Source organism: Aliidiomarina indica, from assembly GCF_015354615.1.
Taxonomy (GTDB): domain Bacteria; phylum Pseudomonadota; class Gammaproteobacteria; order Enterobacterales; family Alteromonadaceae; genus Aliidiomarina; species Aliidiomarina indica.
Window position 1 is genome coordinate 284,919 of the sequence record NZ_JACAVQ010000002.1, and the last position, 13,175, is coordinate 298,093.

A 13,175-nucleotide genomic window follows, 5' to 3' on the forward strand; every position below is an offset into this window, starting at 1 on the left:
CAAATATGCCGTATTTACCGGCCGCGCACGCCGAGCCCAATGCGCAAGCGGCTTAACGGAACCCGTAAATACAACGCTTGTAGCCAACGCTCCGCGTTGGTCAGGTCTGGGTAATTGCATGGAACTACGAGCCAACGCAAAGCGTTAGGTACGGCCCACACCGCAACGTGTGGGCCGTTTATTTTATTCAGTTTTATTATCGGATTTGCAACCCTCGCATAAGAAACCTTTTTGGTGAAACCGAGCAGTTAAATAGCCCAGATTCTGGCGTCAAGAATAGTGTGCTCAATTTAAGTACGATGAAGGTGTTCAGCGGCGCAGAATATATACAGCCCGAAAACGTATTCTCATGAGAACCACTCATTTTCCATTCTCCTTGAGTACAAGGCTGATGGCACTCTCATCTCAAGACGAGCATTCTTAAATTGTGGAAATTAAATATAATGGTTAAGAAAATATTTCTATCAGCAAACTTTTGGGTAGTTAGCATTTTTCTTTTCGCAATGCTTCTCCAACTGCCTATGATGATTGTGAACCCTGATAAGGCTCTCTGGATGATCGCAGCAGATACAAAGGTTACGCCAATTAACCGAATTCGCGCGTCGGTGCTTCTCTGGCGTGGATCTGATTTATCCTTTCAGGTAGGTAATACGGGCAGTATATTGCATCTAGCGTTGGACTCTAGGCATTTGGCCTTATTAAAAAAATTTGCTCAGTATGCTACTGAGTCTGAAAGGGAATATGTAATTGAATATGCCTACAGGGCAGGTGACCAAGAGTTGCTAGATCTTGTTTTGGAATATTGGTAGAGACTATCTGTTCTGAAAGTTTGCAGGCGGGATGAATACCTATGGGTATGTAGGGGCGAATCCGGTGATTTATATTGATCCACTGGGGCTCTTCTCTTGGTCAAATTGACGAAACTACTCATTCGATATTGGTATAGGTGGGGCTCCGTTTGGTGGAATCAAGGGGGTGAGTGGTAGCGTAATGCTGGGTTTCTCGGTGAAGGAAGGGATTTCATTGACTCTAACCGGTTGCACCGGAAGTGGCGTCGGAGCCTATGCAGGATTAGGTATGCAAGGCGGTTTTTCGAAACTTCAGAATTCAAATTGCTCTAATGATGATAGGCGGAGTGAGACAGCTTCAGATGATGACGATTCCTTAGATTTACGGATTGAAGTAGCTGGCGGGAAAGGCGTAGTCGCCGGCACTTCAGTCAGCAAAGATTCGGGCGGTGTATCATCAGGTAAGTTCGGTGTTGGCGGAGGCAAATATATGGCTTTAATGATTTGTGAATCTAGTCGATTTAACTTATCCGGTAGATAAAAGTACCATGAGACTAACAATTAGAAATTATGTGATTTTGGGCGTGCTAATCACATTATCTCCACTTCTGGAAAGACTTAGTTATGAGTTCCGTTGGGGATTTATTGCGATTGCCCTTGTTATTCTTATGCTAGGGTTTTATGGCAACCGTGGTGGGAAGGAGATAAAGGATGTTGAAATTAATATCTTTTATTACCGGATGTTCCTGTGTGCCTCGCTAGCTACTCTCTTGGTAATCATCTTTTTTCATGAAAGTGCAGTGAGCCTTTACCTTCTTGTCGTGGCAGCGTTGTTGGGAATAATGTCTAATCTCAAGGATAAAGGGGATGTATTATTCACCGCGAAAGAAATTAACTTCTTAAAGAAACGAACTGTTAAGTTCCTATGGGCTACAGCAGTAGGACTGATTATTGTCATCATGCTCAGTTTTCTTGAGTCACCAATTGGTAAATGGTCAGCAATTGGTTTCTTTTTGATGGCGGTAAGTTTTTTTGTTTACATACCGATGAAGTATTTATTAAAAGTATTTAAAGGATGCGGAGATTAAGTATATGAGTACAATCGAATTTTACTTGATGAACATGAGTGTTTTGTTGTTCCTTATGTTCCCCGTAGCAATTAACGCGGCGTGATTAGAGGGCTTTCGGCGTAACAAGGTTATTAAGTTCTTGAACGAAAATCGGGGTGACTTTCCAGAGCTTCCGGAGCTTGTAGGCGTAAGCAGGTTTTGGGATATGAATCTAGTTGCCGTTTTGCAATGGTTTCGGTTCTGGATTAATATGCCATCTTGGGAGCACGCTAATGACTGTATTGGCTGCACAAAAACAGAAATACAAGAGAGGCAGTCTGATGTCTGACAAGGGTGTCGTGAGGGGGATCCTTTGGATGGTGAGATAAGAGAAATAAATCAAATGTTTGGTCTTTGGCAAGATCCTTTCGCTGTCTCAGGCTGGTCCTATCATTGGACTCCAGCTGTTGCTAATCGCACAAGGAATTAATTATGAGGCATAGAACGTGGATGATCATATTTGGTATTTTTGATTGTGCTTTATTTTTATCAATAATCTTAAGAAATGTATTATCTGGTGACGTTCCCTTTTACAGTGAATATATGGAATTCAGTTCGGCGTGGCGAGCGTTCTTCGATGTTGGATACCTTCACCATCTTTACTGGATTGGTATTATTCCTGTGATTTTAGTTTATAGCACGATTATTACGGGTTTTTTGCTCATTAAAAATAGGCGGGCTGGCGTTATTTTAAGTGTCATCCATGCGCCATTTCGATTGTTGCTGATTTCTCTTCCCTCTTTCGGATTGATTTCGTATATATACTCCCAATTTGATATATCTGGGCTATACGTTGTCTTTTTAATTGTATATTGCCTTGAGATCGCCAAGACATACGTTTTAGTAAAAATCTATCGGTCATTTAGGAATTGATGATTCGCAAATAGATGTTCATTGAACATAAGCCAACGTCGCTTAGGGATATAAATGATGATTAAGGACAGCTACGAATTCAGGATATTTGGCTTCCTGCGGTTCACTACCTGATCCCACTTCTACTCTTTTTTAATCGAGTTCCAGCAAGAATTGCCTTCTACGTACTTTTTGTGGTGCTGTATTACTTTCCCGCAGGGCCTTACGAAACTGTGACAGTCGTTGGGCTTGTCGATACCAGCATTTATACATTTGTGATGGCTGGGATTGGGGTATTGCTCGCTTCTGATATAAATCGATTCATGGGAGACTCCTCACGAGTTAGCCTATTCATGGCATCGATTAAAATGAAGGTACTTACATTCTCAGTAGCCGTGTTGGTCGTTTTGGTGAGTTTTTTTATGGCCCAAGATAGTCGATTAGAGACACTCGAGATGGCCCATCTCATCGATAACACACTGCAAGACTCGGTTCGCCTCAGCATGCCAGCCATACAAGCTGTCGCATTCCTTTTACTTGCTGCTGGTATATTCATTTCCACGAAGAAAGAACAGCTAATATGTATTGTACTCTCATGGCTAGCGTTGGCTTATTCCGGAGGCTTTCGTTTAGAGTGGCTTGGTTATTATTCTTTCGCTGATTTGTACGCACTATGTTCGGGGATTTTATTGTGGCAGGCCCTTAGCTCAAAAGAATCGATGCCCGAATCTGGCGCGGTGCAAAAAGGCGGGGAAGCGTAATGGGATGCAGGGGTTTGTGCTCAATTGCATCGATTCCCCTAATACCGCTAGGTAGTGAAAAAGAGGCAGGGTTACCCTGCCTCTTTGCGTTGGAGCACTAGGCTGAACATCACGGGGACTACAATTAACGTGAGCAAGGTGGCGAAGCCCAAGCCGAACATAATGGTCACCGCCATGCTAGCGAAGAACACATCAAAGAGTAGCGGCAGCATACCGAAAATAGTGGTGATCGCAGCCATGGTTACCGGCCTTACCCGGCTCACTGCGGCGTCTACGAGTGCATGATACGGCGATTTCCCGCTGCGCTCTTCGGTATTCACTTGTTCCACTAATACGATCCCGTTTTTAATCACCATGCCGGTGAGGCTCAAAATGCCAAGCAGGGCCATAAAGGTAAACGATTGCTGGGTGAGTAATAAGCCGATGGTCACGCCAATAATACTCAGCGGAACTGTTGTCCAAATCACCAATGCTTTGCGGGTTGAGCTAAACAGCAACACGGTAATAATAAACATGGCCAGATAGCCCAAAGGCAACGAAGAGAATACGGCTGACCGCGCATCACCTGAAGCTTCATGCTCACCACCCCATTGTAATTCATACCCTGAAGGCATCGGCATGGCTTCAATATGCGGGCGCACTCGCGCAAACATTTGCGCTGGGGTTTCATCGTGTAGGGGATCAGGATCAGCCATCACGGTGAGGGTGCGTTTGCGGTCACGGCGTTGAATCACACTATCTTCCCACTCGAGTGGAATATCATCGATCACTTGCGCAATGGGCACATAGCGGTTGAGTGCCGGACTGTACACTTGGATGTCTTGCCATTGCTCTAAATATACGCGTTCTGCTTCAGGGGCGCGCACCAGTATCGGCAACAAATCGGTGCCGTCACGATAAACGCCGACACGTTTTCCACGAAAATTAGCCAACAGCAAATCGTCTACATCTTGTTTGCTGATCCCCACCCGACGAGCATGGGTTTCGTTAAACTGCGGGCGCAGTACTTTGCCTCGCTCGCGCCAATTATCGCGCACAAAGGTGAGCCCAGGATCGGCACTTAAAATCTGTTGTGCCTCTGCTGATAAGCGCCGCAAGGTATCGGGATCGGGGCCAATAAAGCGCACTTCAACGGCGGCCTTTACCGGAGGACCAATCTCCATTCGTTTTATCTTGGTGCGGGCTTGCGGGTGATAGTGCGCTAAATAATCACGGGTGGCGGCAATCATCGTGGGCATATCGTCGCTACTATTCACGCGCACCAATAATTGGCCGTAGTTCTCGTTATCCAGCTCCACTAAATAGGGCAATGAAAAACGAGGCGCGCCGCGGCCAACGGTGGTGGCTACTTGAGAGACCGACTCGTGTCGCAGTAACCACTGTTCTGCCGCTTGCATATCTTCAGCGGTGGCTCGGATATCGGTTCCCTGTGGATACCAGAAATCGACGAAATAGAGAGGCGTATTTGAGCTGGGGAAAAAGCTTTGTTTCACTGCCTGAAAGCCCACCACACTTCCTACTAACAGCACGAGCATAAGCAACATCGTCATAATACGATGGCGCAATGAGAGCGTGAGTAATTTGCGATAGCTGTTATAAACCGGCTTGTTGTATAGGTCTCGTTCGTTGGTGGCAACAGGCACACCTTTACGAAACAGGCGATCACCGAGGAATGGAATTAACATAAGCGCGGTGAGCCAACTTAATCCAAGCGAAATGAGGAGCACCCAGAATAAGGAGCCGGCGAATTCACCGGTCGCGTCGGCGGATAGCCCGATCGGGGCAAATGCAATAATGGCAATCACGGTAGCGCCAAGCAGTGGCATCGCGTTCTGGCGGATGACATCTTGGGCAGCACGCAATCGGGTTTGCCCTTTTTGAATGCCGACCAGCATCCCTTCGGTAATCACGATGGCATTGTCGACCAACATACCTAAAGCAATGATCAGCGCGCCAAGCGACACCCGATGCAGATTAATTTGGAACAAATGCATAAAGATAAAGGTGCCGAGTACCGTGAGCAATAGCACTAAGCCAATAATAAACCCGCTGCGTAAGCCCATGGTGAGTAGCAACGCTACGATGACAATCAGTACGGCTTGGGCGAGATTCTTTAGAAATCCAGATACGGATTGGTTTACTTCCGCAGGCTGATCATAAATGGGGGTAAGGTCCATGCCGATAGGCGTGGCATAGGTTAACTCTGCGAGCCGTTGATTAAGTTGCTCACCTACCTCAACGACGTTCACGTTATTGGCAAAAGACACGCCGATCCAAACCGATTGCTCACCGTTGAATCGAAGAATATTTCTGGGAATGGGTTCAACCTGACGGTGGATGGTTGCGACATCGCCTAGATAGATTTGCTCGCGAGCGCCGGGGTTACTGATAATCAGGGTGTTGAGCTGTTCTACCGAGGTAAATTCACCACTTGTGGCAAAGCGCACAGCGTCATCTTGCAAGCGCACCCGACCGGCATTGGATACGGTATTTTGGGTGGCGAGTAATTCGTAAATGCGTTGGGGTGGAATGCCCAAGTTCGCCAAACGAGCACGTGATACTTCAGCCACTACTTGTTCTTGCTGCTCGCCAGCAATCACCACTTTGGCCACGCCCGGCACCAGAGCAAGCTCGCGACGTAGGTATTTGGCATGATCGCGCAGTGCCGGCAGTGAATAGCCATCACCGGTGAGTGCGAGCAATACCCCATACACATCTGAGAAGTCGTCTTGAATAACGATGGGCCCCGCCCCTGGGGGTAAATGACGCGCGTAATCATTCACCTTCCGGCGTAGTTCATCCCAAATCTGAGCTAACTCTTTGGCCCGATACTGCTCTTGCATCTCCACCATGATCTGACTTTGACCAGCGGTGGAAGTGGAGGTGATATGGCGAATATAGGGCAGCTCTTGCAGCACGTTTTCCAGTGGAACGGTGATTTCTTCTTCCACTTGTTGTGGTGATGCGCCAGGGTAAGGGGTCACCACAATGGCTTGTTTTATTGTGAACTCGGGGTCTTCCAGTCGGCCTAGCTGTTGCAGGGCAATGGTACCGCCAATCAGCAAGATCAGCAGAAAAATCCAGCTGCTAGTAGGCCGCTCAATACTATAACGGGCAATATTCATGGTTATAGCCCTCGCTCACGCACCCACGGGCGAACCTGCTGGCCGTCCTCTAATTGATGGACTCCGGCAATGACTACGCGTTCGCCTTGGCGCAATCCAGAAACAATTAAAATATCGCTAGACGAAGCATGGCCGATGGTTACGCGCCGTTGCTCAAGAGCACCGCTATGGTCTGTTTGTGGATGGTAGACCCACACCATACGCTCTTGTTGTTGAAGCGGTGATGCGGGAGGAACAAATACCGCTGAGATGGGAACCCGAACGGTGTTGGGCTGTTGCGGCAACACCTGTTGGCTGTCGATAATGACACTCGCGGTCATGCCAGGCAAAATATTGCCGTCGCTAGGGGTAGGTAGGGTAAACACCACCCGATAGGTATTGGTGGCCGGATCGGCAATACGGTCCCATTGCCGTAGTTGGCCCTTAAACACGATGTCTGGCATGGAATCAAAAACAATATCAGGTTGATAGTGGGTTTCGCGACGCACCTGCGCAAATAAGCGTTCTGGCACTTGAATACTCACGTCGATCATGTCGTCCACATGCAAGGTGACTACAGGCTGCTGTGGCCCCACGTTCTCATAGAGTTCCACGTGCAAATTGGCAATTATGCCAGCAAAAGGTGCGGTTAAACGGGTATAGCCAAGATTCGCTTTCGCGGTATTAAGGTTCGCTCGGGCCACTTGCATTTCGGCGCGGGCTTCATCGAATTGAGACGCGGATATAATATTTTGCTCAAGCAGGCGTTCGAGACGCCGAAATTGTGCTTCGGCTAACTCAGCGCGTGCTTTTGCTTGAGCAACCGTAAGTTCATAATCGGTGGCATCAAGCGCCGCAATCAAATCGCCTTGATCAACGGCTTGCCCTGGGCGCCAAGGTAGCTCATGAATTTCACCCCCCACACGGAAAGTGAGATCAGCGGTTTGGGTTGCCTCGACCACGGCCGGAAAGCGCCGAATGTCACCGGGGCCGTCATTACCCACCGTATACAGTTTTACTGGGCGTAGTAACTCTGTTTCTTCGTGCACGGTCTCACTGCAGGCGCTAATGAGAAGCGTCGGAAGTAGCAGCAATGCAATACGGTAAAAACGGGCCATGTGATACTCCTTGGCGGTAATCTCTGCAGATAATAGACGCATTAGTTTAGTCGTGTTATATATAAAGATATATTGAATTAAATTTAGAAATTCATTCAGAAAAACTTAATAAGAGGTGGTGCTGTGAAGATTTGGCCCATTCGCGTGCTGAGTACTGTGATTGCCGCGGGCAGTTTACAAAGTGCTGCGCAAACGCTGCACCGCACGCCAGCGGCATTGAGCATGACGCTTTCAAATCTCGAAAATGAGCTTGGCTTTTCAGTACTCGATCGCACAGGATACAGACTCCAGCTTACCCCACAGGGCAGCCAGTTTTTGCGCCATGCCCAAGAATTGCTGCGCCAACATGATCGGCTCAATTCGATTGTGACCCAACTTCGCGAGGGCGCAGAGCCGCAGCTGATGCTCTCTTATGACTACGCCTGCAACCCTGAGTTACTATTGGAGGCACTTAAGCGCATTCAGCATGATTTTCCTGTTACTGAAGTGCATGTAAGTGGTCACTCGCAATTAGAGGCGTTGCAAGAAGTAGCACAAGGCCTCGCCGATATTGCGCTAACGCCTTGGCTTCCGACGTTTCAGCAAATGGCCGACTTTGAAAGTTTGCGCGTGGCCCAATTTGAACTCGTGGTGGTCATCGCAAAGAGTTTGGTTGATGTGCATGGGGTTCCACAAACCCGAGATCAACTTGGGGAACTGCCCTATTTATTGCCCCGCAATTTAAATATGGGGATCAATCCGGAACAAATTTATCGCATCGCAGGACAGTCCCGCTTGCGGGTGAATGACTCTCATACTTTGGTGCGTTATTTGCGCGCGGGGCTTGGGTGGGGCATTGTGCCTCGGGATTTAGTGCAGCGAGAGTTAACCAATGGATCCCTGCTAGAAATAGATATCCCGGGTTTTCTTGATCACATTTCCGCCGAAGTGCATTTAGTGAAACTCGCGTCTAAGCAACTTGGCCCGGCGGGCATGCAGCTATGGAATGAGTTTGCGAAACGGGAAGGAAGCAAACAACGGGTGAAAGAACGGGCGGCTCGGGTAAAATCCCATGCCACGCAATCGTCATCGCGCTAAGCTATACTCAACGGCATCTTTTATTTAGCCATAACCTAACGCCAAGGATTGAATCAATGGCAGATTCTCAAGTCTCTTTTCGTGAAGCCCTCGCCGTATGGTGGAAAATTGGCCTGCTCAGTTTTGGCGGCCCAGCCGGTCAAATAGCGCTCATGCATCGCATTATTGTGGAAGAGAAGAAATGGCTAAATGAAGATCGTTTTTTACACGCCTTAAATTACTGCATGTTGTTGCCGGGGCCGGAAGCGCAACAATTAGCCACCTATGTGGGTTGGTTGTTACATGGTGTGAAAGGCGGTGTTGTGGCAGGGATTCTATTTATTATCCCCGGCGCTGCAATGATTCTTGGGCTGTCATGGGCCTATGTATTGCTCACCGATGTAGGTGCTGTGGCGGGGCTGTTGTTTGGCTTGAAAGCGGCGGTGCTAGCGATAGTGGCACAAGCCTTGGTGCGCTTAAGCCGAAAGGCGTTGAAAACCGGGCTAGCCGCGATATTAGCGCTCGGTGGTTTCTTGGCATTGTTTGTTTTTTCAATTCCGTTTCCCGTTGTGGTTTTGGCGGCTGCTATTATTGGTTGGTTCTTTACCAATTACGACAATAAAGCGCTGGCCGACGCTCCAGCGGTAGAGCCGCTCTACTGGCCGGGCACCAAGCGCGCGGCACTCGTTTGTGCGGTGCTGTGGGTAGGTACCATTGCGTTGCTCATTGGGATATGGGGTGATGCCAGTGTCTGGACCAATATCGCTTTGTTTTTCTCAAAATTGGCGGTGGTGACATTTGGTGGCGCCTATGCGGTGCTTGCCTATGTCGCGCAGCAAGCGGTGGAAAACTATGGCTGGCTGCAGCCGGGCGAAATGCTTGATGGCTTGGGTTTGGCGGAAACCACACCTGGGCCACTCATTTTGGTGACACAATTTGTTGGTTTTCTGGCAGGGTTTCGCGCTGAGACCGGCTTACATCCTTTGGCAGCAGCCACATTAGCGGCGTTTTTAACCACATGGATTACCTTTTTGCCTTGTTTTCTCTGGATCTTTGCTGGCGCGCCCTATGTGGAAAAACTGCGCGGAATGCCGCGTTTGAGCGCAGCGCTGGCGGCCATTACGGCAGCGGTGGTGGGGGTGATTGCCAACCTTGCGTTGTGGTTTGCGCTCAATTATTTATTTAGCGAACGGTTTACGTTCGAGACCTTCGGTATCTCCGTGTTGTTACCGCAGTTATCCAGCGTCGACTTATACGCGGTGGGGCTTACCGCAGTTGCCTTGATCTTGGTATTCCTGCTTAAGTTTGGCATCTTCCGCTTGCTGGGCATCATGGCGGTGGCTGGATTGTTGGTGCAGTGGCTTGGCCTAAGCGCTTGATGAATATCAATAACAAGGCGGTATCTGCTTGCCGCACATGCGAGGGCCGATTACACTGCGTTAGATGGATTGAGTTGTATGAACGCATTGGCAAAGGCATGCTAAGGAGCCACTAAGTTTTGACCTTTCTGCGTGAATTTGGGCATGCGCTAGCCCATGCATGTAAAAATCTCCTGCCGATCGTTGCAGTTGTGCTGGTGTTTCAGTTTATTGTATTGCGGCAAGTGCCCGACGATGGGCTGTCCATGGTAATTGGCCTAGCCATTGTTGCTATCGGTGTCGCGCTTTTCTTGCAAGGCCTGGAGCTCAGTATCTTCCCCGTGGGCAAAAGCCTATCCAATCAATTTGCCCGCAAAGGTTCAGTTTGGCTGCTCATTGCGTTTGGCTTTTGTTTGGGATTCTCTGCGGTGGTGGCCGAGCCGGCATTAATTGCCGTGGCCGAGCAAGCCCAAACCATTAGCGAAGGACGTATTGATGGGCTTACTTTGCGTTTACTGGTGGCACTATCGGTAGGTTGTGTGGTGGCACTGGGGGTGTTTCGCACCATCATGGGGTATCCCATCCAATGGTTTATGATTATCGGCTACATTTTGGTTGTGGCCGTTACCTATTTTGCGCCTGAGGAAATTGTGGGCTTGGCTTACGATTCAGGTGGGGTAACCACCAATATTGTCACTGTTCCGCTAATAGCCGCTCTTGGTATTGGATTAGCAGCGTCGATTCGGGGGCGTAACCCGCTGATGGACGGATTTGGCTTAGTGGCATTAGCGGTAATGGTGCCAATGATTACCGTACAAATATACGGCATTATTGTGTTTAGTCAGCCCGCCCCAGATATCGATGCGAGTTTGCTGGCGCACGACACCGCCGCGCCGACCGGTGCGTTAGCCATGTTGCTTGATTTAGCCAGCATGGTGCGCGATGTACTGCCGATTATTCTTACCATTCTCTTTTTCCAATACATCGTGCTCAAACGCAATTTAGCCAACCCCCGCAAAGTAACCTTTGGTTTTATTCTGGTAATTTTCGGCTTATACGCGTTTGTGGTGGGTCTAAAAATTGGGTTGTTTCCGATAGGAACGAGCATGGCCGATCAGCTTATGGCGTTGGATGGCTATTTGTTCGTCTATCTATTTGCGTTCGCTATCGGCTTTGCGACCACGATGGCCGAACCAGCGCTTATTGCCGTCGGCCAACAAGCGGAAGAGGCCGCAGCCGGTAAACTCAATGGCAATGCGATTCGCATTTTGGTGGCGTTTGGGGTCGCGATCGGCATCACCATCGGAGTACACCGTATTATCGATGGTGGCTCCATGCATTATTACGTCATGGGCGGCTATGTCTTGGTGATATTCCTTACCATTATTGCCCCCAAATATATTATTGCATTGGCCTATGATTTAGGTGGGGTAACCACGTCGGAAGTGACGGTTCCTTTGGTCACTGCACTGGGAATCGGACTCGCCACCAACATTGAGGGGCGTAACATTTTAATCGACGGCTTTGGCTTGATTGCCTTTGCCTCAATATTCCCCATTGTGACCGTGATGATTTATGCCATCGCGGCGCACGTTTGGGGTCAACTTCAAGTGAAGAGGGCAGACGCATGAAATTTTCGGTGTTAGTTGCCATTGTTCCAGAAGATCTGGAGCAAGAGGCTATTGATGCAGCGCGAGACGAAGGTGCTGGCGGCATTACGCTGATGTCTGGACGAGGTATTAGCAATTCCGCCAAAAAGTCGTTTTTTGGTTTACAGTTCGACGGTAGCCAAGTGGTGCTGATGATGGTCTTGGAAAAGAGCTTGTCGCTACAAGTGATGAAAGCCGTGCAAACGGTGATTATGCCTGATGGTGAAGATTCTCGAGGATTAGTGTTCACCTTGCCACTGGAACATATTGGTGGAATCGACAATACCCAACTTGAGAAATTCGAGCAGTACGTGAAAGAGTGCATGTAAAAGCCACTCGCGATACAGAGGATAGAACCATGAAAGTAAATGATGTGATGGTGAAAAATGTAATTACGATTTCACCCTTTGCCAAACTCCGAGAAGCCTTAAGCAAGCTTAAAAGCCATGATATCAAATCCTTGGTGGTGGAAAAGCAACACGATGCAGATGCTTATGGGGTAATTACGTACACAAATATTTTGAAAACCGTGATTGCTGAAGAGGGCGATATCGACATGCTCAATGTTTACGATATCTGCGCAAAGCCGGCACTTACTGTAGGTAAGAGTTTGGCAATCAAGCATGTGGCGGCCATGATGGTACAACATCATGTGAAGCGCTTATTGGTGGTTGAAGACAATGAATTGGTGGGTTTTGTGACCATGGATGACATCATGGACGACCTACTCAAGCAGGTTGAATAGCATGCTATATTTTTTCCACGGTTTAGAAAGTGGGCCACACGGACAAAAATATCATCTTATCAGGGCACAGTATCCCGAGCTGATCGCGCCCGATTTTCAAGGAATGGATCTTGCCGCTCGTATTGCCCATGCCGAACAGACAACCCGTGATCAACACGGTGTAACATTAGTTGGGTCATCCTTCGGTGGCTTACTTGCTGCGCGCTTGTATGCCCTGTATCCGGAGCGATTCAAAACCTTACTCCTGCTCGCGCCCGCCGTGCATACGGAGGAAGGCGATGCCGTCGATAAATTGCCACCGGCATCCCATATTCGGGTGATCCACGGATTACGCGATGAGGTTGTGCCTTTCGATCGTGTTGATCAGTTTTGTCAGCGCTTTGGCATAGAACTGATCAGTGTCGATGATGAACATCGCCTCGCCGAGCCTGAATCACAGCAATTTATTCTTGATGCACTCGCTCAAATCTATCCAAGCGTGTCATAACCACGAGCGGGGTAAACATTCAGCAAACTTGGGTTAGGTATAAATAGCCTGAATGGCTGATATAGCCTTTCACTGTCCTGCTTACATTCAATTCAGACGCTAAATCGCGTATAATCCGCCCGTTTTCCATGATGCCTGCTGTGGCACA

At 48.5% G+C, this 13,175-nt stretch carries 12 protein-coding genes; 10 read left to right on the forward strand and 2 right to left on the reverse strand.

The features are described from left to right. Window positions 1–443: 443 nt before the first annotated feature. The 4 genes from HXZ99_RS05695 to HXZ99_RS05710 all read left to right on the forward strand — a co-directional run bounded on the left by HXZ99_RS05695 (window position 444) and on the right by HXZ99_RS05710 (window position 3,510). Window positions 444–809 (forward strand): hypothetical protein, encoded by a 366-nt coding sequence (locus tag HXZ99_RS05695; protein WP_194756305.1) that lies wholly within the window; start codon window positions 444–446, stop codon window positions 807–809. Window positions 810–975: 166 nt separating this feature from the next. Beyond that, on the forward strand, window positions 976–1,329 hold the full coding sequence (locus HXZ99_RS05700) for a hypothetical protein (RefSeq protein WP_194756306.1): 354 nt from the start codon (window positions 976–978) through the stop codon (window positions 1,327–1,329). Then, on the forward strand, window positions 1,295–1,876 hold the full coding sequence (locus HXZ99_RS05705; protein WP_194756307.1) for a hypothetical protein: 582 nt from the start codon (window positions 1,295–1,297) through the stop codon (window positions 1,874–1,876). Before HXZ99_RS05700 ends, HXZ99_RS05705 begins: the two co-directional genes overlap by 35 nt. Before the next feature lie 1,226 nt (window positions 1,877–3,102). Beyond that, window positions 3,103–3,510 carry a hypothetical protein gene (locus tag HXZ99_RS05710; protein ID WP_194756308.1) on the forward strand — a complete coding sequence of 136 codons (408 nt, stop codon included), beginning with the start codon at window positions 3,103–3,105 and terminating at the stop codon, window positions 3,508–3,510. Window positions 3,511–3,581: 71 nt separating this feature from the next. Here the strand turns inward: HXZ99_RS05710 and HXZ99_RS05715 are convergent, their stop codons facing one another. Continuing rightward, window positions 3,582–6,635, reverse strand: a complete 3,054-nt coding sequence (locus HXZ99_RS05715; RefSeq protein WP_194756309.1) for an efflux RND transporter permease subunit — start codon at window positions 6,633–6,635, stop codon at window positions 3,582–3,584. Window positions 6,636–6,637: 2 nt separating this feature from the next. Further along, window positions 6,638–7,732: an efflux RND transporter periplasmic adaptor subunit gene (locus HXZ99_RS05720; RefSeq protein ID WP_194756310.1), complete on the reverse strand. Its 1,095-nt coding sequence runs from the start codon at window positions 7,730–7,732 to the stop codon at window positions 6,638–6,640. Between the two features lie 123 nt (window positions 7,733–7,855). Between HXZ99_RS05720 and HXZ99_RS05725 the strand changes: the two genes are divergently transcribed. The 6 genes from HXZ99_RS05725 to HXZ99_RS05750 all read left to right on the forward strand — a co-directional run bounded on the left by HXZ99_RS05725 (window position 7,856) and on the right by HXZ99_RS05750 (window position 13,027). After that, window positions 7,856–8,809: a LysR family transcriptional regulator gene (locus HXZ99_RS05725; RefSeq protein ID WP_194756311.1), complete on the forward strand. Its 954-nt coding sequence runs from the start codon at window positions 7,856–7,858 to the stop codon at window positions 8,807–8,809. Between the two features lie 56 nt (window positions 8,810–8,865). Continuing rightward, window positions 8,866–10,167, forward strand: coding sequence for a chromate efflux transporter (chrA, locus tag HXZ99_RS05730; RefSeq protein ID WP_194756312.1), 1,302 nt, complete (start codon window positions 8,866–8,868; stop codon window positions 10,165–10,167). 119 nt (window positions 10,168–10,286) lie between these two features. Continuing rightward, the gene (locus HXZ99_RS12415; protein ID WP_194756313.1) at window positions 10,287–11,777 is read left to right on the forward strand and encodes a DUF1538 domain-containing protein; all 1,491 of its coding nucleotides are present in this window, start codon (window positions 10,287–10,289) and stop codon (window positions 11,775–11,777) included. Continuing rightward, window positions 11,774–12,124: a transcriptional regulator gene (locus tag HXZ99_RS05740; RefSeq protein ID WP_194756314.1), complete on the forward strand. Its 351-nt coding sequence runs from the start codon at window positions 11,774–11,776 to the stop codon at window positions 12,122–12,124. Before HXZ99_RS12415 ends, HXZ99_RS05740 begins: the two co-directional genes overlap by 4 nt. A 29-nt stretch (window positions 12,125–12,153) precedes the next feature. Beyond that, window positions 12,154–12,540: a CBS domain-containing protein gene (locus tag HXZ99_RS05745; RefSeq protein WP_194756315.1), complete on the forward strand. Its 387-nt coding sequence runs from the start codon at window positions 12,154–12,156 to the stop codon at window positions 12,538–12,540. 1 nt (window position 12,541) lies between these two features. Next, the gene (locus tag HXZ99_RS05750; RefSeq protein ID WP_194756316.1) at window positions 12,542–13,027 is read left to right on the forward strand and encodes an alpha/beta fold hydrolase; all 486 of its coding nucleotides are present in this window, start codon (window positions 12,542–12,544) and stop codon (window positions 13,025–13,027) included. The last annotated feature ends 148 nt before the right edge of the window (window positions 13,028–13,175 follow it).

Excerpts from the sequence above, each read along its gene's own strand:
- HXZ99_RS05710 (WP_194756308.1), top strand. The coding sequence starts at position 3,103 with ATGGCATCGATTAAAATGAAGGTACTTACATTCTCAGTAGCCGTGTTG.
- HXZ99_RS05695 (WP_194756305.1), top strand. The coding sequence starts at position 444 with ATGGTTAAGAAAATATTTCTATCAGCAAACTTTTGGGTAGTTAGCATT.
- HXZ99_RS05720 (WP_194756310.1), bottom strand. The coding sequence starts at position 7,732 with ATGGCCCGTTTTTACCGTATTGCATTGCTGCTACTTCCGACGCTTCTC.
- chrA (WP_194756312.1), top strand. The coding sequence starts at position 8,866 with ATGGCAGATTCTCAAGTCTCTTTTCGTGAAGCCCTCGCCGTATGGTGG.
- HXZ99_RS05745 (WP_194756315.1), top strand. The coding sequence starts at position 12,154 with ATGAAAGTAAATGATGTGATGGTGAAAAATGTAATTACGATTTCACCC.
- HXZ99_RS05715 (WP_194756309.1), bottom strand. The coding sequence starts at position 6,635 with ATGAATATTGCCCGTTATAGTATTGAGCGGCCTACTAGCAGCTGGATT.
- HXZ99_RS05740 (WP_194756314.1), top strand. The coding sequence starts at position 11,774 with ATGAAATTTTCGGTGTTAGTTGCCATTGTTCCAGAAGATCTGGAGCAA.
- HXZ99_RS05750 (WP_194756316.1), top strand. The coding sequence starts at position 12,542 with ATGCTATATTTTTTCCACGGTTTAGAAAGTGGGCCACACGGACAAAAA.